This is a genomic window from Celerinatantimonas marina (genome assembly GCF_046054165.1).
Taxonomy (GTDB): Bacteria; Pseudomonadota; Gammaproteobacteria; order Enterobacterales; family Celerinatantimonadaceae; genus Celerinatantimonas.
Genome location: NZ_JBFNXK010000004.1, coordinates 31442 through 55671 on the forward strand (window position 1 = coordinate 31442; position 24230 = coordinate 55671).

The window sequence follows — 24230 nt, forward strand, 5'->3', positions numbered from 1 at the left end:
ATAAAAACAGGGGAAAAATCTAGTCTTTTTTCTAAAAAATGTTCAAATAATGACCTTTTCAGAGAGGTCAAAAAGGCGTACACTACGCCGCCTTTGGACGTGATGAGAAAGGTATCGGTCAATGCAAATTGGTTCCTATCAACTGGACTATCCAGTGATATTAGCGCCAATGGCCGGCGTCACGGATCGGCCATTTCGGATACTCTGTAAAAAACTTGGTGCTAGTTTAACGGTCTCTGAAATGTTATCCAGTAACCCTCGGGTATGGGATAGCCGCAAGTCACGGCAGCGAATGGATCACCTTGGTGAACCTGGTCTGCGAAGTGTACAAATTGCCGGCTCAGATCCATCTCTCATGGCAAACGCCGCCCAAATCAATGTCGATAATGGTGCCCAGATTATTGATATCAATATGGGATGTCCGGCAAAAAAAGTGAATAAGAAGCTAGCCGGTTCTGCATTAATGCAGGATCCCGTCTTAGTGGGAAAAATTCTCACTGCGGTGGTGAATGCTGTCGATGTTCCGGTCACCTTAAAAATGCGCACCGGATGGGACCCAGAACATCGCAATGCAACTGAAATAGCCAAGATTGCTGAGGATGCCGGAATACAGGCATTAGCCGTACATGGACGAACCCGGGCCTGTATGTACCGGGGGAATGCTGAATACGCAACAATTGCTCAGGTCAAGCAGGCTGTGCGAATCCCCGTGATTGCCAATGGTGACATTACATCAACAGCAAAAGCGAAGCAGGTACTGCAGGAAACCGGAGCAGACGCGATAATGGTAGGTCGAGGTGCTCAGGGGAATCCCTGGCTATTCCGAGAAATTAACCATTATCTGGACACTGGCGAATTGCTACCGCCGCCAGATAAACAGGAAGTTAAACAGGTGATGCTAGAGCACCTAGAAAACCTCTATCGATTTTACGGTGAGCATTTAGGCGTACGAATAGCCCGCAAACATGTAGGCTGGTACGTAAATAATCACGATGATGCTGAAGATTTTCGCCGTGACTTTAACCGGATTGATTCGGCCCCGGCGCAGATAGCAGCAATTCTATCTTTTTAAATAATTTAAACTTATAACAGAAAAGAGCGACGAGTATGTTTGAGACTAACCTAACCACAAATACTCTTTCAACAATGACTACCACTGCAGGTAGTTCAGAGCCAAAACAACGCCCTCTGCGTGACTCTGTCGAGCAAGCGCTGCGTAACTACTTCGCGCAGTTAGATGGCGAAGATGTCACCGAATTGTATGAGCTGGTTTTATCCGAAGTTGAAGCACCTATGTTAGATGTAGTAATGCAGTACACACGCGGTAACCAAACTCGCGCTTCTATCCTCCTCGGCATCAACCGTGGCACACTGCGTAAAAAATTAAAAAAATACGGCATGAACTAATCTTAAAAATTTAGTTCAACCAAAACAAAGGCTTATGACTAAAATCATAAGCCTTTGTTGTATTTGCTACACACCGTGCTACACACAGTAAAATCCGTTCCTGCTTCATTTTCCTCGATTTTTCATTTTCAGATTTTTTCTCGGTAGATCTCGACTAGCTCACAAATCGGAACATTTGCGATCTCAGGCAGGTAATTTGGTAACAGATAATTCGAGGGAAGGAGTTTTTAAAAGGCTAAAGAAAGAACCTCTCGATCATGAAAATAAGTAGTACATAATGTTTTTCTATATCTAATGATATGAATTCTAAGCTATCAAAAACAGATACTTTGTCAATCAACAACTACAGTTACGGATCTGACCCTATGGGAAGACGGCTCTTGGATGTTAACCTTTTCTTCTGAAAATAAAACTATATTTCGCCCTGTTCCATACGAACTCTTAAAAATAATGCCATCATAAATGTCTAAAGATCTTAAGTACTCACAAATAAATTGTGTTGGAATATAATCTAGATGTGATTTTTCAGGCAAAACAGGTTTCGATAGCTCTTCAGAAAATTGTTGCAGAAGATTTAAGCACTTAAGGATACCCTCAATTTCATCTTCTTCGTACTTAAATAACGCCATTTTTTGCTTCGGAGCAGTTAAATCAACTAATGTTAAATCACAAGTAGCCTGAACTTCTGACAAATATAGAGTTGTAGTGGCATAGTGAATTTGGTCACTTAGTTAGAGGTGATATCATCACCTCATAAGTTAACAGGTGACACTATGACAAAACGTACAAGACGACTATTTAGCGCAGAATTTAAGTTAGAAGCTGCGCAGTTAGTCCTAGACCAAAACTACTCAATAACTGAAGCAGCCCAAGCTATGAATGTGGGCAAATCCACGATGGATAAATGGGTTCGCCAGCTTAGAGAAGAGCGCCAAGGGAAAACACCGAAAGCTTCACCTATGACACCTGAACAAATAGAAATTCGGGAATTAAAAAAGAAACTAGCTCGCCTTGAAGAGCATAATGAAATATTAAAAAAAGCCACCGCTCTGTTGATGTCGGACTCACTGAACAATTCTTGATGATCAAGAAACTTAAGCAGAGCTACAGCATAAAAACATTATGCGAAGTCTTCAATGTTCATCGAAGTAGTTATAACTATTGGCTTAAACGACCAACGGCAATTAATGCTGAAACAGTAAAACTGCGCAGCTTGGTGAGCGAAGCTCACGCCGCAAGCAATGGTTCTGCGGGAGCGAGAACCATTGCCGATATAGTCACAAATCAGGGTGTGAAGCTCAGCCGATACCGAGCAACAAAGCTTATGAGAACTCTTGGTTTAGTGAGTTGCCAAGAGCCAAAGCATCGCTACAGAAAGGCTTCACAAGAACATATTGAAGTTCCAAATCACTTGGGTCGTCAGTTTGCGGTTACCGCCCCAAATGAGGTTTGGGTTGGTGATGTTACGTATATTTGGACAGGTAATCGATGGATGTATTTAGCGGTTGTTATCGATCTTTTTGCCCGTAAAGTGATTGGTTGGTCGATGTCTCTATCACCTGATTCTAAGCTAACCGGCAAAGCTCTATCGATGGCTTATGAGTCTCGCGGTAAGCCTAAAGGTGTTATGTTCCATAGCGATCAAGGCTGTCATTATACTAGCCGTAAATACCGTCAATTATTGTGGCGTTTTCAAATAAAACAGAGTCTATCTCGCCGAGGAAATTGTTGGGATAATGCACCGATGGAGCGCTTCTTTAGAAGTCTGAAAACGGAATGGGTGCCAACTGTGGGTTATCGTAGTTTCGCTGAGGCTCAACAAGAGATCACCCGCTACATTATCGGGTACTACTGCCAACTTAGGCCACATCAGTATAACGGTGGCTTAACACCCAATGAATCAGAACGATTATATTGGGAAAACTCTAAAACCGTGACCAATTTTAGTTGACCACTACATTCATTATAAATTCGTCATAATCAACATAGTATACAGACCGAGATAATCCCCCAGATTGAATATATATAGGGCTATAATTTTTATTAACACCTTCTAATAAATCTTTTAAGTGGCTAACTCGTGTCGAAAGCAACTTATAAAAAGCTAAAATCTTGTCTGATTTCTGTGCAGGAGTTTGATTTACTAATCCAAAAACAACGGCCGATTCTTGGTAGGCTGGTTGAGCATAATGAAGATTATAATCCATCGCACTATTAGCATTGGCATAAATAGAAAGCACTAGCAGTGATACAAATATCCATCGCATCCAACTCTCCTTGTTCCACGTCTTCAACAAATATTTCTTTGCATACTACTCTGTTTGCAGATTCTTAACTACTGAACGGATATTTCAGGACGAACAACAATTCAATGTCTCCATACACTTATTCACAGAACTCCAAGGTGAGGCGATGCCTCACTCATGAGGTTTTAAGCTCAGTGATTTTTTCAGGAATTTTCAGAGAATTTCAAGACGGCTTTGCAGCAGTTCATAAGCGATTAATATTTTTCAGGCGAAAGGGTGAATGCAGATTCTTTGCTGCAGTAGCCATAGATAGCCCTTATCATGAAGATTGATATTAACGCTCTTTCAACATATATTTCAGCATTATATCTAAAATCGAATGTCAAAAACGTATGCTCCATTTACTGCTTAAGTCCTATTCTCGATGCTCTCCCAGCAAAAAAATCAAATATGACATTGAACTCATGAATCGATTCCATGCGAAAGGATTTCGCCGACTATCGAAATACTGGCAGCGACGGATTTACTATCGCTACGGTTGTGAAATTGTAAGAGGAGTCCAACTGGATCTAAAAAGTATCCACTTCCCACACTTACTCGGTATTGTGATTGGTCCCTATGCCACAATAGGAAAAAATGTCAGCATTTTTCAAAATGTAACGCTGGGCTCCAATAGCCAGAATGTCCGTGATATGCCCGTCATTGAAGATGATGTCAAAATCTTTAGTGGAGCGGTCGTTGCCGGTAAGATTCGAATTGGCAAAGGTGCCATTATTGGGGCTAATGCAGTGGTGACAATAGATGTGCCTCCGGGATGCTGCGTGACGGGTTCAAACACCATTTCAATGCGGAAAAGCTCACCCAGTCATATTCATTGAGTCTGTTTACATTTCGCGGTTCAAATCCGCTACGAGCCATACTCAATCACGGCATCCTAATTCGATGTTTTTCGCATTAACATTAAAACAAAGGGTTACATTTTTAAGCATAACCCTTTGTTATTTGAACCACGCCGAACTAAGCATGGGGAAATCCATTTCTGTTACATTTTTGATCATTGATTACGATCTGAACTGGTGAGCTAATCCATCTTAACAATGCGATAAGTACTGCCCTGACTCAAAAGGCGTACTTTATCACCTACCGCTAACGGTGCCTTGCTATCATCAGCTTGAACAACTGAGATGGTCTTCCCTGAATTCAAGGTGATGGTATATTCATGCGCGGTTTGCTGCGTTAATTTCTCCTCGGAAACAGCCCCAATAGCTAAACCGGCAATAGCACCTACCGCAGACATCAGCGCAGAACCTTTGCCACCACCAGCCGTTGAGCCTGCAATGCCACCAACCACGCCGCCAGCCACACCGCCAACTCCAGATTTAGTGCCCTCTATCGTTGCAGCCGATTTCTCAATAATGGTACCTATTTGAACATTTTGTACCTGCCTGGCCTCGGTTCGGGAATAATTTGTTCCCGTTTCGGATGATGGAACACATCCGGTCATAACGATCACTCCCAAGGCTAATACCGGGAGCACTTTTATTGCTGTTTTCATAATGTTCACCTCAACCAAAATGGTGTTCATATAACGACTTGATACCGCACCAACACGACAAAATTGGCTGCCATTGTGGTATTTCTATTAATGATAAAATTGAGGATCATTCAGGGCTCTTAGTGCAATAGCCGCTACTTGCTTTAGCTAAATCAACACTCATTGCCGCAAAAAACATCACCCAAAATCGGCATACTCTTCGTATTAGAACATATCGTAGTGGGATAGTTTCTCCTATTCTTTTCCAAAGTAAAAGTGCTGAATCAAGATGACCGAGTCTCACAAACTTCGACATCCGATATGGATTTATCTCGTCAGTTTTTAGCTTGATCTTTTCGCCGCATAGGCTTCAAACAACACATATTTGCCCCTTCATCCTTTTTTCTAGAATGAAGACGACTTCTTTAAGCGTTGAAGGATCAGAAACAGAGAACAGATTGAGCCAGTTATCACTATTTGAGAGCGCTCTGGTAGAGCTTTGCATAGCTCTGACTCTAAGTAGGGAGTCAGGTTTCTTGGAATATGAATGGATCTAAATGTTGAATGGGTCTAGAGCAAAGATTTATGGCCCAAACCATAAATCTTTGTCGTTTTCTCTTAGGCTATCGATGGGTATTATCGTTCATCTATCAGGGCAATTACACTGCGTTTTTCTTCAAAAATAACCCCAGACGAATGGTTAAATATAAGTTACTGAGTATTGTTCATTTTACGTTTTTTAATACTCATTAAACATCCGCTGAATTTCTTGAATATTATGCGTTTTAGTCAAAGCCAACATTAACAAAATACGAGCTTTTTGTGGATTATGCATCATGGCGGAAACAAAACCCGCTTTCACATATTTTCCCTTAGGTGTCACAATACCGCTATTGATCCGAGAACCAACAACAATCACCACTCCTTTTGCTTTGGCTTTTTCAAGACTTTCCATCGTAGCTACTGGCATATTCGCATGACCCACACCGGCATTCACAATCCCTTTGGCACCAGCTTTAACCGCCGCATCCACTAAAACCCCATCAGAACCAAGCGTCGTAAAGTTCACATCCACTCGAGGCAAGGTGTCTAAATTAGTGATATCAAATTCACTTTGAGTGGTATGTTTTTGCAAAGGAGTTGAAACAAAGAATGGTTTAAAATTCTGCATATATCCCAAATAACCAGTATTAGGATCTTTAAAAGTGGCAGCATTATCAGTATTGGTTTTGGTCACCCCAAACGCGCTACTGATCTGATCATTCATCACAACCATCACGCCTTTGCCTTTAGCTTCAGGACTAGCCGCTAGCGCAACGGCATTTGCTAGGTTAAGGGGGCCATCTGCACTTAATCCTGTTGATGGACGCATTGAGCCTACCAGAACCACCGGCTTATCACTTTTAACGACTAAATTTAGAAAATAGGCTGTTTCTTCCATCGTGTCAGTTCCGTGCGTCACCACAATACCATCGACTTTGTCGGATTTGAGCAATTGATTAATCCGCTTAGCCAAGGTCAGCCAGTTATCCAACGATAGTTTGGAACTTCCCACGTTATATAATTGCTCGCCAGTCACATGAGCAAAATTAAGCATCTCCGGTACGGCATCGATCATAGACTGAATACCGATGGGTTGATTCCCGGTACTCTTACCATAATCAGTCAGAGACATACTGCTACTACCACGGCTAGCGATTGTTCCACCAGTTGCTAAAATAACCACGTTAGGTTGGTTTGTTTTGGCAATCGATACCGACGAGAAAAGCATCATTACCGCTACGCCTAGAATTCTGAACAAAGTCATGCAACAACTCCATATACATAAAAAATTATTTGTTCCGATTTATTTCATATTACCATTACCACGATCATAGTTATGTTTTATATCAATAAAATTGAACTAAATCAGTCCGTTACATTGAGCAACCTTTATGCCATTTCAAATATTCATTTATCCGAATGCTGACGTCACCACATGGAATATAGAATGTAATCTGTGCACTAAATTAGTCCTCCTGCATAGTTATGGAGCATATCATGACCCGAAACGATATCGGTTTGACTAAAGAAGGAGGAGGGAAGGAGATACACAGACGATCAATTAACAACCAATAACTGACGAATGATTTAGCCACTCAAAGCTTTTTAAGCGCCCTGCTCTTCTTGTGCAATCATCTTATGCAGCAATCGAACAAATTCACTTCGCTCAGAAGACGAAAGCCGCTTTAAATAGGATTCATCTATCCCATTAGCAAGAGGCGTGATTGATTCCAATAAGGCATAACCAGCCTGAGTAAGGTACACACAGCGGCTACGTTTATCTTCAATATCTTGCTGACGGTAGATCAAATTGCGTTTTTCCATCCGCGCTAACATCTCGGCCAGAGTGGCTTTGGTCGATACGGCCGCTTCGATCAGTCCGTGTTGTTTAATACCGGGATCCGCCGCAATAGCCCGCATCACTGAATACTGCGGTTTGGTCACTGTCGAAAGCGCTGTTTGCCAACTCGCGGTATGTTCCTGAAACAACTTACGCATGAGGTGAAAAGCAATGTGGTCTAAATTGGCACGCATTCCTGCATCAACTGGTTGAGAAATTTTACTATTCGTAACACTAGCACAGATTCTGATGCAATTCTCTTTTCATACTCTCTTTAGTTCTTACACGATCTTTATTGATCTGGCACTATATCTTTATCTTATATTTCAGGTTAATGTAATTAAAGTTCGTATACGAACTTTATGTTTGAGAGAGGCAACATGAAACTAATCGTCGGCATGACTGGTGCAACAGGAGCACCACTGGGTGTTAGCCTGTTACAAGCGCTAAAAGCTATTCCAGAAGTTGAAACTCATCTAGTGATGTCTAAGTGGGCTCAAACCACAATCAAATTAGAAACTCCCTACACTGCCGAAGAAGTCCGGCAATTAGCGGATGTCTGCTATGCACCTAACGATCAAGCCGCCGCCATTTCATCTGGATCATTCAAAACCGATGGAATGATCATCATTCCCTGTAGCATGAAAACACTCGCGGGGATCCGCGCCGGTTATGCCGACGGTTTAATTGGTCGAGCGGCAGATGTCATCATCAAAGAGCATCGCAAACTGATACTCGTTCCTCGAGAAACCCCTCTAAGTACGATTCATTTGGAAAATATGCTCGCGCTATCGCAACAAGGCGTCCGTATGATCCCTCCCATGCCCGCCTGGTATACCAATCCAGAAACGATCGAGGATATTAAACACCATATTATCGCTCGGCTACTGGACCAGTTTGATCTGGAATACCCAGATACGAAACGCTGGCAGGGCCTCCCTCATCAATAACATTACACCTAACCATCCAAGGAGACAGATGATGGCATATGATGATTTGCGCGAATTTCTGCAATCATTAGACGAAAATGGTCAACTGCTCAGAATTACCGAACAGGTCAAAGCAGAGCCCGATATCGCTGCGGCAGCGAACGCCACCGGACGTATTGGTGAAGGGGCGCCGGCACTGTGGTTTGATAACGTCGAAGGATTTAATAACGCCCGAATTACGATGAATACCATTGGATCATGGCAAAACCATGCCCTCTCAATGGGTCTTCCGGCCAGTACCCCCGTTAAAGCCCAGATCGATGAATTGATTCGGCGTTGGGATCTGTTCCCCGTCGCTCCGGAACATCGAGATAATCCCCCTTGGGCCGAAAATACCGTTGATGGCGATGCCATTAACTTATTCGACATATTACCTCTCTTTCGCTTAAACGATGGTGATGGCGGCTTTTACCTGGATAAAGCCTGTACGATCTCACGAGATCCCTTAGCTCCCGATGACTTCAACAAACAAAATGTTGGGATCTATCGGCTGGAAGTTAAAGGTAAACGAAAATTAGGTTTACAACCGATCCCGATGCACGATATTGCCATTCATTTACACGCAGCAGAAGAACGAGGGGAAGATCTGCCAGTCGCGATCTCTTTGGGGAATGACCCGATGATCACCCTGATGGGCGCTACCCCACTTCGTTATGACCAATCCGAATATGAAATGGCCGGGGCGCTCCGGGAAAAAGCCTATCCTATCGCCACCGCACCATTGACTGGTTTTGATGTTCCATGGGGATCAGAAGTCATTATCGAAGGGGTCATCGAAAGTCGAGTACGTGAAATCGAAGGACCTTTCGGCGAATTTACCGGCCACTACTCAGGGGGACGGAATATGGCCGTCGTACGCGTCGATAAAGTATCCTACCGCACCGATCCTATCTATGAATCCCTCTATTTAGGGATGCCTTGGACTGAAGTCGATTATCTGATAGGCCCTGTAACTTGCGTACCACTGTATAAACAACTGAAAGCCGAATTTCCAGAAGTTCAAGCCGTCAACGCCATGTATACCCACGGCCTGCTAGCCATTATCTCTACCAAAAAACGCTTTGGCGGATTTGCCCGGGCGGTCGGTATGCGCGCCATGACAACTCCGCATGGTTTAGGGTATGTCAAAATGGTGATCATGGTCGATGAAGATGTGGACCCGTTCGATTTGCAGCAAGTGATGTGGGCAATGTCCTCTAAAGTCAATGCGGCCGGCGATTTGGTTCAGCTCCCTAACATGTCGGTTTTGGAGCTCGATCCTGGATCATCTCCAGCCGGGATCACTGATAAATTGATTATCGATGCCACCACGCCCGTTGCTCCTGACAATCGTGGCCACTACAGCCAACCGGTGAAAGATCTACCAGAAACCAAAGCTTGGATAAACAAACTCAGTGAACTCATCGCAAAACAGAAACAGGAGAATAAATAATGATTTGTCCACGTTGCGGCGAAGACCCCATTGAAACTCTAGCTAAATCACCTATTGCAGATGTATGGGAAGTTTATCAATGCCAGCATTGCCTGTATACCTGGCGCTCCACCGAACCTTTGCGCCGAACCTCTCGCGAGCATTATCCGGAACAATTCAAAATGACCCAAGAAGATATGGATAACGCCCCGATGGTCCCTTCAGTACCGCCTTTACTCAGTGATAAAGCCTGATTAGAGACCAAAGATCTCAAAAAGCCTCTGTATATTTCCAGAGGCTTTAAGGACTCTTAGCTCAAAATCGACCATTACTGAATGTTTTTCTTCCAGCTATCTGATTTAAACCATTTGTCGTAGATCCGCTGATAAGTCCCATCCCCTTTGATCTGCTTCATATAATTATTCAGCAAATTAAGGAACTGAGAATCTTCGGGGCGAATAGCCCACGCCAAGGGTTCATAAGTAAACGGATGTGCCAAATGAATGACTTTCTGGGGATGTTCTGTCGCATACATAGCGTTATACGGCATATCATACACGAACGCATCGGCTTGACCATTGGCGACCTGCAACACGGCATCGGCTGACGTATCATAAAGATCAATTTTAGCGTTATAGAGATATTTTTTGGCCCCTTGAGCTCCCGTCGTTCCCATCTGAGTAGCTACTGTATATTTCGAATTATTCAGATCTCGATAGCTGTGGATTTTATCTTTCAGCTTCGGTGAAATCAGAATAGATTGCCCCATCAACAAATAAGAATCGGCAAACGTCACACTCAGATTCCGTTTGGGAGTCACCGTCATCCCGGCAATAAAATCACACTTTCCGGTTTTAAGTGCTGGAACAATCCCATCCCACGCGGTATTGACCGGAACAAATTTAACCCCCAATGAATGAGCCAAATGCTTCGCAATATCGATATCAAAACCAATATACTGGCCATCTTTAGCCGTCATCTCAAACGGGAGGTACCCCGCCTCAAAGCATAAGCGTAACTGCCCTGATTTCAGAATACCTTCAACCGTATGATCGGCTGCAAAAACCGCATTGGTCCCCACAGTAGCATTGATCAAAACGGTGCCGATCACTAATTGATAGATTTGTTTTTTTATTTTAGGAAATAACATCTTTTGCAATTCCATTGTCATTATTTGCTCTCATAAAGTGCGCTTAACTTAACGGAATTTTAATCTGAAGGAAAGCCAATCTATTGGGTAACACAGGGCATTATCGGCGCTCTAATTAATGTGTTGAAGATATATCCGTCATTACGTCAGGCCTTACATCAACAAACCATACCGACTGCATTATTTCGCCTTGAATCACAGCTTCAACTCATGTCCCTTTTCATCTAAAAAAGTAATGATTACGATGAGATACTAGGATAAAGGCCCTACGAATATGAAACTTAACCATTGTTGCGATACATCAGCATTACAGCTGATAAAACGAGTTTATGAATCCAATGCCGACGTATTTGAAGTGTTGCAGTGCCCTGACTGCCACGGCTACTGGTTGTACCGATATTTAGAAAAAAATTGGTTCAATAATCTACAACTAAAAGAAAATGAATATGAAGCATGGTTTATTCCTCTGAAAGCTGAAGAATTAGCACAAATCTACGCAATGCAGCTCTCTCATATTCAAAATCGCGCGGGCTATATGCACATTACAACCATAGCCCCTTTAACCAAGAGTGTGGAATGGGCAAGATTACTCACGCCCCTCGAATAATGCGCCTGCAAAAAGCAAAGAAAATTGCATAACCGCTAACCCATCAAATGGAGGGATTCCCGGCTTAAGGCCAACGCCATTCTCAAAGAGAATCAACACCAGCCAAAAGCTAGGAAAAGTCACTGGATTTTATTTCTCTTATCAATTCATCATCTCATTCATACCTCCTTACTGAATGAAATATAATCATTGTTCCTTACGGCTAAATAACCGACTGACAAAGATAAAGAACATCGGTACAAAGAAAATAGCCAGAAAAGTTGCACTTAACATCCCACCAACGACGCCAGTCCCGATAGAGTGTTGGCTTCCGGAACCCGCTCCTGTGGAGATCGTCAGCGGTAAAACCCCTAACACAAATGCCAAAGAAGTCATCAAGATAGGTCGTAACCGCATATATGCAGCCCGGCTAGCAGCTTTCAGTAACGGCATTCCCTGTTCATGCAACGCTTTTGCGAATTCCACAATCAAAATCGCATTTTTAGCCGAAAGCCCGATCGTGGTTAATAATCCGACCTGGAAAAAGACATCATTGGTCAAACCGCGCCCTAACGTCGCTAATACAGCACCAATAACCCCTAATGGGATCACCATTAACACCGAAAGAGGAATCGACCAACTTTCATACAGGGCGGCCAATGCCAAAAAGACCACGACAATAGAAATGACATACAGCGATGGAGCCTGACTGCCTGATAGTCGTTCTTCATAAGACAAGCCGGTATACTGCAAGCCAATCCCAGATGGTAATTGAGACATAATCTTACTGATTTCCCGCATCGCATCCCCAGAACTATACCCGGGCGCAGGCCCCCCTTGGATTTCCACAGCAGGAACCCCGTTATAACGTTCTAGTTTCGGCGAACCGAAGGTCCAGTATCCTGAAGCAAATGTTGAAAACCGCACCATGTCTCCGTCACTATTGCGTACATACCATTTATCAAAATCTTTCGGGGCAATACGAGAATCCATGTCCCCTTGCACATACACTTTTTTAACTCGGCCTTTATCAATAAAGTCGTTGACATAATTGGAGCCCCAAGCTGTACTCATCGTCGAATTAATATCACTGATACTGACATGCTCAGCACGAGCTTTTTCACGATCAATCACTACCTGATACTGAGGTTCATCATTCATACCATTGGGGCGAACTCCCATTAAAATGGGATCTTGTGCCGCTAAGGTTAGGAACTGATCCCGAGCTCGCATCAGTCGTTTATGTCCAACTCCGGCTCGGTCCTGTAGGTATAAATCAAAACCACTGGAGTTCCCCAATTCAAGAATGGCTGGTGGAACAATAGGGATCACTAAGCCGTCTTTAATCGTTGCAAAATAACTCCGAAGTCGGTTCGCTAATCCAAATACACTGCGATCATGATGACCGGTACGGTCTTCCCACGGTTTTAGCGCTACAAACAACAACCCGGAACTCTGGCCTCGCCCCGCGAAGTTAAAACCATTCACGGCATAAGCAGAGTCCACAACGTCTTTTTCCTGAGTGAGTAAATGATGCGTAATTTCATCCAAGACCATCTGAGTATGCTGAGCGGAACTATTCGGCGGCATCGTGACCTGAATCGACATGACCCCTTGGTCTTCATCCGGTAGGAATGCCGTTGGAATTTTAGGGAATAACCAAATTAAGCCCCCAATAATCACTGCATAAACAATAAAGGAGCGTTTATTCCGATGAGCTACTGCTTCAACCGTATGCTCATATTTTTTCGACATGGAATCAAATGAACGGTTAAACCAGCCAAAAAAACCTTTTTGAGTACTATGCTCCACATGGCTGGGTTTCATAATGGTCGAACACAGTGCTGGCGTGAAAATTAAAGCCACTAATACAGACAATGCCATGGCTGACACAATCGTCACTGAAAACTGCCGATAAATAATCCCTGTTGCTCCACTAAAAAAAGCCATTGGAATAAATACAGCCGACAGTACAACCGCGATCCCAACCAGTGCCCCCTGAATTTCGCCCATCGATTTTCGCGTGGCCTCTTTGGCGGAAAGATGCTCCTGATTCATCACCCTTTCCACGTTTTCAACCACGACAATCGCATCATCGACCAGCAACCCAATGGCCAATACCATCCCGAACATTGTTAACGTATTAATTGTGAAGCCAAAAGCGGCCAGCACCCCAAAAGTACCCAGTAAAACAACCGGCACGGCTAACGTTGGGATCAAAGTAGCTCTAATATTCTGCAAAAACAGATACATAATTAGAAATACCAATACAATCCCTTCCAATAGGGTTTTTACCACTTCAAAGATCGAATCACTAACCACTGGCGAGGTATCATATGGAAAGACAACTTTTAACCCTTCAGGGAAATAGGGTTGAAGTTCAGCCACCGTTTTCCGAACGCCTTTGACGGTATCCAGCAAGTTGGCTCCGGTTGCTAAACGTAATGCAATCGCAGCAGAGGGATAACCATTGTGCTTGGTGGTAATCGAGAAATTTTCTGAACCCAATCCCACGGAGGCCACATCTTTCAGACGCACAGTGGAGCCATCTGCATTTACTTTCAGTAAAATATGCTTAAACTCATCGGCAGAAGTCATTCGCGTCATCCCCAAGACGGTCGCACTTAACTGCACGCCTTTACGGGCAGGTCTTCCCCCTAAAGATCCTGACGAAACTTGCACGTTTTCAGCCTGAATAGCAGCAATGACATCATCCGTCGTCAACTGATAACTTTCCAACTTATCGGGATCGAGCCAAATCCGCATCGCATATTGACTTCCTAACATTAAGAAGTCCCCTACACCTTTGGTTCGGGTAATTGGGTCTTTCAAATTCGAAGCAATATAGTCCCCGATATCCTGCTGATTCATTTTGCCATCGGTCGCATAAAGCGCCACAATCAACATAATATTGAGTTGATACTTAGCCACCCGCAACCCCTGTTGCTGCACCTCTTCCGGCAATAAAGGCGTAGCCAGTTGCAGTTTATTTTGTACCTGGACTTGTGCAATATCCGGATCCGTCCCTTGATCAAAAGTCACAATAATAGTCAGGCTACCATCGGAGTTACTTTCCGAAGTAATGTAGCGCAGTCCATCCAAATTATTTAATTGCTGTTCAATCACCTGCACCACGGTATCCTGTACTGTTTGCGCTGAAGCTCCCGGATAGGTGACCATAATCGCAATGGCAGGAGGCGCAATATCTGGATATTGGTTGATCGGCAATTTAAGAATGGATAATGCCCCGGCCAGCATAATCACGATCGCAATAACCCAGGCAAAAATCGGCCTGTTAATAAAAAATAAAGACATGAAGATCCCCTCACTCTGTTGAGTAACAGAGCGGTTTTATATGTACGAAAAGCGGCTATTCGCCGCTAAAACTGGTCGTGATATGGATGTTTTCAGCTTTGACCGGATTCACTTTCATTCCGCTTTTGACAAACTGGATCCCTTCAGTCACTACCGATTCTCCGGAAGTTAGACCTGACTCAACGATCCAGGTATTCCCTAGTGTCTGAGAGACGGTAATCGGACGCTGGGAGACAATATGATCATGACCGACCACCCAAACATAAGGCAATCCTTTAAAATTACGGCAGAGAGCTTGCTCTGGTAACAATATGGTATTTTTACGAATACCCTCCGCTATTTTGGCTCGCACAAACATCCCAGGCATCAGTAATCTTTCAGGGTTAGGAAACTGAGCTCGCAGGATCACAGAGCCAGTTCCGGGATCGACTGTAACCTCCGAAAATTTCAACGTTCCAGAATGGTTATAGGCCGCATGATCGCCCACTAACAAATTCACTTTAATTTGATTGTCACCCGCCATCGTCAACTGACCGGATTTGAGTTCCTGACGTAATCGCAGCAGATCTGTAGAGGCTTCACTAATATCGACATAAATAGGATCTAATTGATTAATCGATGCCAATGGGGTTGCCTGATTTGCATTGACTAAAGCCCCAGCCGTGACTGAAGAACGACCGATTCGCCCACTGATGGGCGCCAGAACTTTGGTATATTGCAGATTAATTTGGGCTGTTTTTAAATCCGCTTCAGACTGTTTCCACTGCGCCTGAGCATCATCATACTGTTGCTGACTAATCGCTTTCGCTTTTAATAATCCTTGATAACGGCGAGCCAAATTCCGGCTTGTTAACTGGTTAGCTTCGGCCCGAGCGACATCTGCTTCATAAATTGCTGGATCGATCTGATAAAGCTGCTGCCCTTTCTGAACGACAGAGCCTTCTGTAAATAGTCGTTTCTGGATAATGCCACTCACTTGAGGACGAACTTCAGCAACCTGATAAGCGGCAGTGCGGCCGGGAAGTTCACTGTGTAACAACACATTCTGAGCAGATAACTGATAAACACCGATCTCCGGTTGTTTGGGGGCCTGAACTGTTTCGGAATGCTGACAACCACTTAAGGTAAGCGCTAAACACACAATGCCGAAATAGCTCGAAAAATTCATAATATTCATATTGATAACATCTTTCTTTTAGATAAAGAACGGAAATGGATAGTAGAAATTATGCCAACTACATCACAGTTATTAAGGTAATTACACCATCATAATACCGCATAACGGTACAGATAATCACGATGTGATACAAAAATTTACATTTTTTATTTAAGTGATGGCGTTCTATAACTCTGGTAAGCTTGAGTCTGGATCTGTGCAAAACCAAAAATGCGACAACATGACTGAAGAAAAACCGGGGAAAAAAACAGGAATTCAGGTGATTGCCCGTGCAGCGGCTATCATGCGAGCACTGGGAGCAAACCCTAAAGGGCTCAGTCTTACAGCCATTGCGGGCATAGTCGAGCTGCCTCGCTCAACAGTCCAACGAATTATCTACGCATTGGAAAGCGAAAAACTCGTTAAATCGCTAAAACCGGGGAACGGCTACCAATTAGGACCGGCATTAGCGCTGCTCAGTCAGAAAAGCTATGGGGATATCATTTTACTCATCCGCCGTGAACTTCAAGAACTCAGTAATTCGATTGATGAAACGGTGGCACTTTCTTGCATTCGCAGTAATCAGATTTGTGTTATTGATCGCGTCGTAGCCGAAACCAAACTAGGCGTTATTTTTCCCCTAGGGTATTCCATGCCGGGGCACTCGACCTCCGATGGAAAAATCCTGCTCTCTACACTCTCGCAATCACTCATTTTCAAATGGGTAGGAACTCAACCTCAAAAATTCACCGAACATACTCTCCAGTTGGATGAACTATTGACACAGATTGCAACTATTCGTGAAACGGGGTTTGCCGAAGATCATGAAGAACACTCTTACGGAATTTGTTCAATTTCAACCTTACTCCCAACTTACATGGGAGACTTCGCAATTACAGTCGTCGCTCCCAAAGAACGCTACTTTAAAAATCTGGAGCACTATAAAGAAGCGCTGAGCCTCTGCAAAATAGCCATTGAACAAAATATCGGTTAGCAGCTCACAGTTGCTTTTTCTAAATAACCTTAAAAATCAACTGTATTTATGTTAATTACAAGTTTTTATACTAAAAACCAACCCAGTCCACCTTTTCTTAAAATTAAAGTAAAAATGATTTTATTTTTTGAGATTTTAGCTTAATCTGAGAAACGGCAGAGATACTCTATCTGCCGCAGATGTTTAAAGGTTACAACAATCAGTTGGGTAAATCTTAGGAGCATAATCCCACAGTCAATAGCTATACCCGATGCTTCATTTGCATCAATCTATAAATAATCTCTTAAGTAATACCGAAAATAAACCACAAACATCCTATTATCTGCTCAGCTTATTTACAATGTAAACTAAGCTGAGCTTCTTTTATGTATATGATTATTATATACATAATAACTAATTTCGAAGATAAAAAAAGCCCAGCATTAAGCTGGGCGAACCTTAGAAGCAAAAGAGCCCCACAGTCAATAGGACCCTGTTCTTGATAGAACATCTATTATAATATCTATTTCATTTAATATGATCAATAGTATTAATAATAACAATATCAATTTTTATATTATTGACTAATCCTTTATATATTTTTATATATTACGAATACCTAAATTCTTATCTATATTATATATACATATAATGATTTAACGACTTTTCAATCATATTTAAAAATACTAATGCAATCCAAAAGAATTAATTAATATAGAGCCTCATCCAAAAAACCGCCAAGTAAAATAAACATAACTAATTGATTATTAATGCTATTTATAAAAACCAATAATTAATTCCATCTTGAAAAGGCTTAACACTTTAGAGATATAAAAAATGCTATCTAATCTCACTTTATCATCTTAAAAAGTGTGGGAATATGCGTTATAGCGCATATTTGCTACAGAATCAGCTCTTTCATTCAGGGATATTCAAGTAAATACTGGGAGAATAAGGTATATCATTATGATTATTTATCACAATATCATGCTATTACATACACCTTCCGGAAATGATCAATTACAAATCTATCTATTAAAACTAACTCACTATTTAGTCTAAATGAGTCATCACATGACATTGCTCTCATCAGGTATTTTATTCATGTTAAATCAAAATTAAAAATATCTGATAGCATCTAAGTAATTGTTATTGATTATTTTATTATTTTATTATTTATTATTTATTAAGGACAGACTATTTACTAAAAAATAGAGCTATATTGTCCATCATTCCGATCGCTCATGGTCAAGCCATCTCACGATGTGAATCATATCGATGTGTTCTTCCCATATAGGCACTCACAAATGGTGAAGGTAGTGCTGATCATCTTATTGACCAATAACGTAACATAAGAACGTCACTTAACCCCAGGGTCGATTACAGGTCACGATAATCCGATAACCATTTCCATTTGATAATAAGCAACATCCGATTTATAAAAACAGTCGCTACAACGAGTAAATCCTAAACCCTGATAAAATGCACAGGCAGACTCCCGAGCATCACACCAAAGTCGAGAAACGGGCAGCTGATGCAGGACTTCAATAATATGCCGGATTAATGCACTACCAATTCCTTGCCGCTGAAACTCCGGTAAAGTTGCAAATTTACGTAAGCGAGCTTCATCACGTTCCACATAAATAGAAGCGACACAGACCAACCTATCTTCCAGAAAAACACCCCAATGAATTCCCTGAGCATCCTCTTCCAGACAACAAAACTCAACCGGCTTATCCGGCCATAACACCTGATGCCGAATAGGGATGACCTGTTCTTTGATCACTTTATGGATCTGCATACCGTCTCTTCTCTTTCAGAAATAGCCTTATCAAACCAGATAGGCCACTGTGTCCATTTTATGAACGCATACGATAGCCGAATAGATGGGAAAAACAAAGAATCTGTTTACAAATGGCAGGATTTTGCCATAAAAAAGATAGCCTTGAACACATCAAAGCTATCTGTATTTAAATGGCACACTAATCCGCAGTACAGCGGTAACTAGTTATTTGATCCGGATCCCCTTTCACATAACGGGCATACTCAGGGAACGGACACAGCGGTTGCGATTTCCCTCTAAATTGAGCCACACCATGGGCTGGTAACATTTGAGGAGCTTTACCGTGATCAAGCCAGTTTTCAAGTGCAGTCAATGGATCAAAGTTATCTAATGCCGGACCACCCCCACAATGAGTCATCCCAGGGATCATAAACAATCGCGCAAATTGCTGTGTTTGCTCCAGATTGCCATGACCAGAATTTTTGACTAACTGCTGATACCAATGTGCAATGTCGTCAGCGGAAAACACCGGATCCGAAACTCCCTGAAAGATAATTAATTTTCCGCCATGATGGATAAATGAACTCAAAAAAGTGGATGTCGCATCATTCATTGCCGCCATTTCACTCAGTTTTTGCGGATCTTTATCAAAATCAAAATCTAGAGAACTGAATGATTTAAGAGGGGGGGTCATAAAATAATGCGGAAGAGAATCCCCTCCCAGGGTGATGTTCCATGCATTAGAATATCGGGTTTTAGACGATCCCAATTTCCACATTCGCCATCCGCGGGTATTCACCCCTGCATCGTATGGCCAGCTGCTGTACAGTGCATTTCCTTGACTATCATGAGCTCCTTTAAAAATCTGATCGATCACCTGCACTTTGGCTGGCGTTAAACAGTTTTTATTTTGATCGGCTTTACAGGTCAGTGTCTTCACAGAAAAATGACAGGCTTGATAATTATTAATCAACCCATCTTTAATTCCATCCAATGCATCACATTGTTTTAATACGGCTTGACTGAGTAAATTTAAATCATCTACGGTTAACGCCTGAGCTAAAATCTTATCGCCATCTTTATTTTTAGGCGCAATCGACATGAGCAACTGGCTATCCCAAGCTTCACCGATGGAAGCCGCACTCAAATGAAATCCGGGATCACCGGCAATAATGCCATCAAATTGATTCGGGTAACGCTGAGCAGCCACCATGGCTTCCCGTCCCCCGTTTGAACATCCCATAAAAATAGAATGTTCTAATGACTGGCCATAAAATTGTTTACTAATCACTTTGGCCGCGATAGTAACCTCACCAATAGAGGCATAGGCGTAATTAATCCGGGCTTGTTGATCAAACCCAAAACTCGCCGTACGTTCCGGATGCCCACCATCCATACTGACAACCGTATATCCTCGGATCAATGCCGCTTTCGCGCGAGAACGATGACTGGGAATTGCCCCGATGGCTGGAGCCAAAAAACCATCCATCCCCCCTCCACCTTGGAATAACAAACTATGATTCCAGTCGACTGGAAGGCGCACTTCAAAATGAGTCCCATAATGCTGCTGATCCACACCTACATAAGGATTCAAGACTCCTTGCACCTGACAATGTTCTGGAAGATGTTCACGCCCTCCGGAAGCCCCTGTTAATGCTGAATGAGGATCCCGGGGCAGTGGTCCAACGGGCTGCCACTGTGCTTTGGTAATCGTCATCCCCGGAACTTTAACCTGCCGCAGTTGCTGACATGCCTCAGACCAATCCGTAGCAGCATGCACCATAGGAACCATTCCGACTAAGCAACATGCTCCGATGAAATAATTCTGAACCGAGTTTTTCATCGTATTTTTCCTTTATATCAAGTTGATAACATCGAACATAAAATAAATATAGATTTTGACGTGCTATAGATTAACGGCTTATAAATAAAATTATATTTAGTTTTTTCAATCTAAAATATAAATATACTTTATATATTTCATATTCAATAAAATGTCATTGACCTGGTGTTTTATAAATTTACCATTCATTTAATTAACATGAATATGCTATATATAACTTAATTTGACAGCAAAAAGATTACAAAAAACCAACATAACACGGTATGAGAATAGCTGTTATTTATAGAATTTCCCCAAAATTTTCAAATATAAAATAGCGTTAACACCGCTGAGCAGAGACAGTGACTTCCTTATATGCTTATTGAAGTGCGATTCAAACCTGATTAAGGCCCAGCAAGCGACCTCGAATACTGAGACCCCCGTTGCAGACACGCCCTCCAATTTTGTGCGTTTTCCTAAGGCCAAAATAAAATCCCATAAGTCAATCATTTTTGACATTTTTATTTTTAACTCACAATTAAATTGAAAATGAAAATAACAATCACTATCATTTGCAGTTTCAAAAAATAGGATGTCAATATCCATAAGGACTTAAAATAGTGAAGACTTGTACGCTAACCCCCTTGGCTCTTGCCGTCATAATGAGCACCATCCCTTCTTTTGCTGTATCGGCAGAACCGACACAAAACAACGCCGTTATGGTTGTCACGGCAAATGGTTATCAAAAGAAAATCACCGATTCTCCGGCATCCATATCCGTGATCTCACAGCAGGATCTACAAACTAAAAACTATATGAATTTAGGTGAGGCTTTAAGCGGCATTGAGGGGGTTGATGTCCGTAGTGACACGGGAAAAACCGGAAATTTATCCGTCAGTATTCGAGGAATGCCAAGTAACTATACGTTGATCCTCATTGACGGGGTCCGTCAGTCTGCCAGTACAGACACCACCCCCAATGGGTTTGGCTCTATGAGCAGTGCCATGATGCCCCCCATGTCGGCCATTGATCACATTGAAGTCATCCGCGGCCCCATGTCGACACTTTATGGCTCAGATGCTATTGGTGGGGTCGTCAACATCATCACCAAGAAAAATACGGATCGCTGGCATGGCAGTTTCAATGTCGGACACGATATTCAGGAACATGATCGCTGGGGGGATACCTCCAATGTAAGTTTCTATACTTCAGGCCCCGTCATTAAAGACAAGCTCAATGTTGTTCTGCGAGGACAAGTCAAACACCGACAAGGCTCAAGTATTACCAGTTTAAATAGTTCCGGCAGTGCCACTCGTTCACCGTATCCAACCGAGAGTGGCAACTACACGCTAGGAGGAAAACTCAGCTACAACACACATAGTTGGAACACCATTTGGATTGATGGACACGTTGCCAGACAAAAATATGATAACGATAAAGATCAGTTAGGGCCGGTTGGAACCAGTGGCGGGGGCTATGAAGACACACTACGCTATGAAGAAAACCAGTTGATTGTCGGACATGATACCGATTTATCCATCGGTGACTGGCATTCCGATCTCTCCTACACCACCACCCAAACGAAGGGTCGCTTACTCACATCTCAATCGATCGGACCCGCTTATGCTAGTGCGGTGGGTGATAAACGAGAGCTTAAAAACATCAATACTATTTTAAATACTAAGTTAGTCTCCAATGTCGGCCATGGCCATGTCACAACCATGGGGGGACAATATTGGGATGCCCGCATGAAAGATGGCATCGTCTTAACCACGACTGGCGAAACATTCAAGCAAAAATCCTATTCATTATTTGGTGAAGATGACTGGCAAATCATCGACCCATTAGATCTTACGGTTGGGCTACGCTATGAACACCATGACAGCTTTGGTGGACATTTTAGTCCCAGAGCCTATTTGGTATGGCATGCCTTGGATGATTGGACCGTTAAAGGTGGGGTTAGTACCGGTTATAGAACGCCATCTCTCAGTAATTTACATGATGGAGTCAGCGGTATTACCGGAAACGGAACCGTATCCACGATAGGGAATCCGGATCTGGATCCTGAAGAAAGCACCAACTATGAACTAGGTATCTATTACCAGAATGATGCTGACTTCAACGCCAATATCACCTTCTTCGTCAACCGCTATAAAAACGCGATTTCCAGTATCAGTGTTGATAGCAGTACCAATACCTACGTGAATATCGGCAAAGCCAGAGTAGAAGGCATCGAACTGGCCACCGCTTTCCCTCTGTTTACACCTGCACTCAATCTGAGCCTTAATTATACCTATACTCGCAGCCAACAAATTGGGGGAGACAATAATGGAGCACCTCTTCGTAGTACTGCACGAAATATGGCCAATGCGAAGTTGAACTGGCAAGTGAATGAGAAATTTAATAGCTGGCTCCAAGCTGAATATCATGGCAAAACACCACGTTACACCAGTAATTATAGGAATCTGACTAGTGTACAAAAACAGATTATGGATGAAAAAGGCAATCTGAAAGACTGGACAGTGATCAACCTTGGAGCCTCCTATCACCTCACTGAAGAGCTAACCCTCAATGGGGTTGTCAACAATTTACTGGATAAGGATTTCACCCATATGTCAACTTTCGGATCGGGCCGAAACACCGAATATGCAGGGGATTATTTTGATACCACTCGCGCCACAACCGGAACCGTCATGGCAGGCCGAAATTACTGGATTTCGATGAACTATCAATTTTAGGATAGATAGCTCAATTTGATTTCGATAGTTCGTTAAATTAAACCTCACGCAGATTATTAATTTATTTATAATCTGCGTATTCATATTGAATAACACTTCCGTACGACATGATTCATGGAATAAAATATAACCACAACCTAATTTATATTTTTAGCCAACCTGATCTAAAATACGCATGACTAAATGGGTTACCGATATATTCTCACAAGCCTGATACTACCCGCCTTAAGCCCCATTATTGCTTTATTTAAATACTCGCTGTGTTGCAAAACAGTACTTGAATTTTTTATTTGTTTTCTTATTCGAATGTGCACTACTCTTCGTTATCAATACTCCATAAGTTTATTACGACGACGAAATATATAAATGACGCTTTCATTCATTTCATACTTTATTGATGATCCACGTCCACACCGAGCATTTTTATGGGGAATATCATAGACAATTGAACTCAGGTATACAAAATGGCAGCGGATGTCATGACCAGAGTTCACTGCATGATACATCAAAAAGAAATCACAGCACAACCTATTGATATTTTTATAAAAAATACGGTGGGAATCACATTTTTTCTAGATCATGATGAACTTATATCTTGACGTATCCAATTCAATACGCTCATAGTTGAATAAAAAACAACCGCAACATGAACAAAAACGCTATAGCGAGTACGTTTGCCCTTAAATGTAACTAAATGTAACATTATATTTCATGCTTGACACCATCTGCGCTGCAGC

Annotated in this window: 20 protein-coding genes; 10 read left to right on the top strand and 10 right to left on the bottom strand. The window is 42.4% G+C overall.

The features are described 5' to 3' along the window. The first annotated feature begins 121 nt into the window (after positions 1-121). On the top strand, positions 122-1072 hold the full coding sequence (gene dusB, locus ABUE20_RS05485) for a tRNA dihydrouridine synthase DusB (protein WP_408618846.1): 951 nt from the start codon (positions 122-124) through the stop codon (positions 1070-1072). Between the two features lie 35 nt (positions 1073-1107). Further along, positions 1108-1407 (top strand): DNA-binding transcriptional regulator Fis, encoded by a 300-nt coding sequence (gene fis, locus ABUE20_RS05490; RefSeq protein WP_408618847.1) that lies wholly within the window; start codon positions 1108-1110, stop codon positions 1405-1407. Between the two features lie 332 nt (positions 1408-1739). Here fis and ABUE20_RS05495 read toward each other — a convergent pair whose 3' ends face one another. After that, complete coding sequence (locus ABUE20_RS05495; RefSeq protein ID WP_408618848.1) at positions 1740-2099, bottom strand: RES domain-containing protein; 360 nt, start codon at positions 2097-2099, stop codon at positions 1740-1742. 81 nt (positions 2100-2180) lie between these two features. On the opposite strand from ABUE20_RS05495, the gene ABUE20_RS05500 reads away from it, so the two are divergent. Then, positions 2181-3358 (top strand): IS3 family transposase gene (locus ABUE20_RS05500; protein ID WP_408618849.1). Its coding sequence is split into 2 segments (ribosomal slippage): positions 2181-2439 and positions 2439-3358, totalling 1179 coding nucleotides; the frame shifts between segments, so codons are not numbered across the junction. Here ABUE20_RS05500 and ABUE20_RS05505 read toward each other — a convergent pair. Then, on the bottom strand, positions 3351-3674 hold the full coding sequence (locus ABUE20_RS05505; protein ID WP_408618850.1) for a hypothetical protein: 324 nt from the start codon (positions 3672-3674) through the stop codon (positions 3351-3353). The genes ABUE20_RS05500 and ABUE20_RS05505 overlap by 8 nt on opposite strands. A 443-nt stretch (positions 3675-4117) precedes the next feature. Here ABUE20_RS05505 and ABUE20_RS05510 point away from each other — a divergent pair, with 443 nt between their 5' ends. Then, the gene (locus ABUE20_RS05510) at positions 4118-4531 is read left to right on the top strand and encodes a serine O-acetyltransferase (RefSeq protein ID WP_408618851.1); all 414 of its coding nucleotides are present in this window, start codon (positions 4118-4120) and stop codon (positions 4529-4531) included. A gap of 203 nt (positions 4532-4734) precedes the next feature. On the opposite strand, the gene ABUE20_RS05515 is transcribed toward ABUE20_RS05510, so the two are convergent. From ABUE20_RS05515 to ABUE20_RS05525, 3 genes are all read right to left on the bottom strand, one after another. Then, positions 4735-5208: an outer membrane lipoprotein gene (locus ABUE20_RS05515; RefSeq protein WP_408618852.1), complete on the bottom strand. Its 474-nt coding sequence runs from the start codon at positions 5206-5208 to the stop codon at positions 4735-4737. 718 nt (positions 5209-5926) lie between these two features. Then, complete coding sequence (locus tag ABUE20_RS05520; protein WP_408618853.1) at positions 5927-6994, bottom strand: asparaginase; 1068 nt, start codon at positions 6992-6994, stop codon at positions 5927-5929. Positions 6995-7335: 341 nt separating this feature from the next. Continuing rightward, on the bottom strand, positions 7336-7764 hold the full coding sequence (locus tag ABUE20_RS05525; protein ID WP_408618854.1) for a MarR family winged helix-turn-helix transcriptional regulator: 429 nt from the start codon (positions 7762-7764) through the stop codon (positions 7336-7338). A gap of 186 nt (positions 7765-7950) precedes the next feature. Between ABUE20_RS05525 and ABUE20_RS05530 the strand changes: the two genes are divergently transcribed. From ABUE20_RS05530 to ABUE20_RS05540, 3 genes are read left to right on the top strand one after another with little or no spacing between them, the layout of a single operon-like run. Next, positions 7951-8520, top strand: a complete 570-nt coding sequence (locus ABUE20_RS05530) for a non-oxidative hydroxyarylic acid decarboxylases subunit B (protein WP_408618855.1) — start codon at positions 7951-7953, stop codon at positions 8518-8520. Positions 8521-8551: 31 nt separating this feature from the next. Next, positions 8552-9991: a non-oxidative hydroxyarylic acid decarboxylases subunit C gene (locus ABUE20_RS05535; RefSeq protein ID WP_408619060.1), complete on the top strand. Its 1440-nt coding sequence runs from the start codon at positions 8552-8554 to the stop codon at positions 9989-9991. Further along, positions 9991-10224: a non-oxidative hydroxyarylic acid decarboxylases subunit D gene (locus ABUE20_RS05540; RefSeq protein ID WP_408618856.1), complete on the top strand. Its 234-nt coding sequence runs from the start codon at positions 9991-9993 to the stop codon at positions 10222-10224. The genes ABUE20_RS05535 and ABUE20_RS05540 overlap by 1 nt, the downstream gene beginning before the upstream one ends. 74 nt (positions 10225-10298) lie before the next feature. On the opposite strand, the gene ABUE20_RS05545 is transcribed toward ABUE20_RS05540, so the two are convergent. Further along, entirely contained in the window at positions 10299-11120 is an 822-nt protein-coding gene (locus ABUE20_RS05545) for a transporter substrate-binding domain-containing protein (protein WP_408618857.1), read from the bottom strand. A gap of 274 nt (positions 11121-11394) precedes the next feature. Between ABUE20_RS05545 and ABUE20_RS05550 the strand changes: the two genes are divergently transcribed. Continuing rightward, positions 11395-11727, top strand: a complete 333-nt coding sequence (locus ABUE20_RS05550) for a hypothetical protein (protein WP_408618858.1) — start codon at positions 11395-11397, stop codon at positions 11725-11727. A 186-nt stretch (positions 11728-11913) separates the two neighbouring features. Here ABUE20_RS05550 and ABUE20_RS05555 read toward each other — a convergent pair whose 3' ends face one another. Together ABUE20_RS05555 and ABUE20_RS05560 are read right to left on the bottom strand one after the other, a co-directional pair. Next, on the bottom strand, positions 11914-15021 hold the full coding sequence (locus ABUE20_RS05555; protein WP_408618859.1) for an efflux RND transporter permease subunit: 3108 nt from the start codon (positions 15019-15021) through the stop codon (positions 11914-11916). Positions 15022-15076: 55 nt separating this feature from the next. Further along, entirely contained in the window at positions 15077-16198 is a 1122-nt protein-coding gene (locus tag ABUE20_RS05560) for an efflux RND transporter periplasmic adaptor subunit (protein WP_408618860.1), read from the bottom strand. 220 nt (positions 16199-16418) lie between these two features. Between ABUE20_RS05560 and ABUE20_RS05565 the strand changes: the two genes are divergently transcribed. Continuing rightward, positions 16419-17171 (top strand): IclR family transcriptional regulator, encoded by a 753-nt coding sequence (locus tag ABUE20_RS05565; RefSeq protein ID WP_408618861.1) that lies wholly within the window; start codon positions 16419-16421, stop codon positions 17169-17171. Between the two features lie 1366 nt (positions 17172-18537). On the opposite strand, the gene ABUE20_RS05570 is transcribed toward ABUE20_RS05565, so the two are convergent. Next, positions 18538-18951 carry a GNAT family N-acetyltransferase gene (locus ABUE20_RS05570; protein ID WP_408618862.1) on the bottom strand — a complete coding sequence of 138 codons (414 nt, stop codon included), beginning with the start codon at positions 18949-18951 and terminating at the stop codon, positions 18538-18540. 181 nt (positions 18952-19132) lie between these two features. Continuing rightward, entirely contained in the window at positions 19133-20776 is a 1644-nt protein-coding gene (locus ABUE20_RS05575; protein WP_408618863.1) for a tannase/feruloyl esterase family alpha/beta hydrolase, read from the bottom strand. A gap of 641 nt (positions 20777-21417) precedes the next feature. Here ABUE20_RS05575 and ABUE20_RS05580 point away from each other — a divergent pair. Next, positions 21418-23493 (top strand): TonB-dependent receptor, encoded by a 2076-nt coding sequence (locus ABUE20_RS05580; RefSeq protein WP_408619061.1) that lies wholly within the window; start codon positions 21418-21420, stop codon positions 23491-23493. Positions 23494-24230 lie beyond the last annotated feature (737 nt).

Coding starts and splice junctions, on each gene's coding strand:
- ABUE20_RS05535 (WP_408619060.1), top strand. CDS start 8,552: ATGGCATATGATGATTTGCGCGAATTTCTGCAATCATTAGACGAAAAT.
- ABUE20_RS05580 (WP_408619061.1), top strand. CDS start 21,418: ATGAGCACCATCCCTTCTTTTGCTGTATCGGCAGAACCGACACAAAAC.
- ABUE20_RS05565 (WP_408618861.1), top strand. CDS start 16,419: ATGACTGAAGAAAAACCGGGGAAAAAAACAGGAATTCAGGTGATTGCC.
- ABUE20_RS05530 (WP_408618855.1), top strand. CDS start 7,951: ATGAAACTAATCGTCGGCATGACTGGTGCAACAGGAGCACCACTGGGT.
- ABUE20_RS05540 (WP_408618856.1), top strand. CDS start 9,991: ATGATTTGTCCACGTTGCGGCGAAGACCCCATTGAAACTCTAGCTAAA.
- ABUE20_RS05555 (WP_408618859.1), bottom strand. CDS start 15,021: ATGTCTTTATTTTTTATTAACAGGCCGATTTTTGCCTGGGTTATTGCG.
- ABUE20_RS05550 (WP_408618858.1), top strand. CDS start 11,395: ATGAAACTTAACCATTGTTGCGATACATCAGCATTACAGCTGATAAAA.
- ABUE20_RS05575 (WP_408618863.1), bottom strand. CDS start 20,776: ATGAAAAACTCGGTTCAGAATTATTTCATCGGAGCATGTTGCTTAGTC.
- ABUE20_RS05570 (WP_408618862.1), bottom strand. CDS start 18,951: ATGCAGATCCATAAAGTGATCAAAGAACAGGTCATCCCTATTCGGCAT.
- ABUE20_RS05560 (WP_408618860.1), bottom strand. CDS start 16,198: ATGAATATTATGAATTTTTCGAGCTATTTCGGCATTGTGTGTTTAGCG.
- ABUE20_RS05545 (WP_408618857.1), bottom strand. CDS start 11,120: ATGTTATTTCCTAAAATAAAAAAACAAATCTATCAATTAGTGATCGGC.
- ABUE20_RS05515 (WP_408618852.1), bottom strand. CDS start 5,208: ATGAAAACAGCAATAAAAGTGCTCCCGGTATTAGCCTTGGGAGTGATC.
- fis (WP_408618847.1), top strand. CDS start 1,108: ATGTTTGAGACTAACCTAACCACAAATACTCTTTCAACAATGACTACC.
- ABUE20_RS05510 (WP_408618851.1), top strand. CDS start 4,118: ATGAATCGATTCCATGCGAAAGGATTTCGCCGACTATCGAAATACTGG.
- ABUE20_RS05505 (WP_408618850.1), bottom strand. CDS start 3,674: ATGCGATGGATATTTGTATCACTGCTAGTGCTTTCTATTTATGCCAAT.
- ABUE20_RS05520 (WP_408618853.1), bottom strand. CDS start 6,994: ATGACTTTGTTCAGAATTCTAGGCGTAGCGGTAATGATGCTTTTCTCG.
- dusB (WP_408618846.1), top strand. CDS start 122: ATGCAAATTGGTTCCTATCAACTGGACTATCCAGTGATATTAGCGCCA.
- ABUE20_RS05525 (WP_408618854.1), bottom strand. CDS start 7,764: ATGCGTGCCAATTTAGACCACATTGCTTTTCACCTCATGCGTAAGTTG.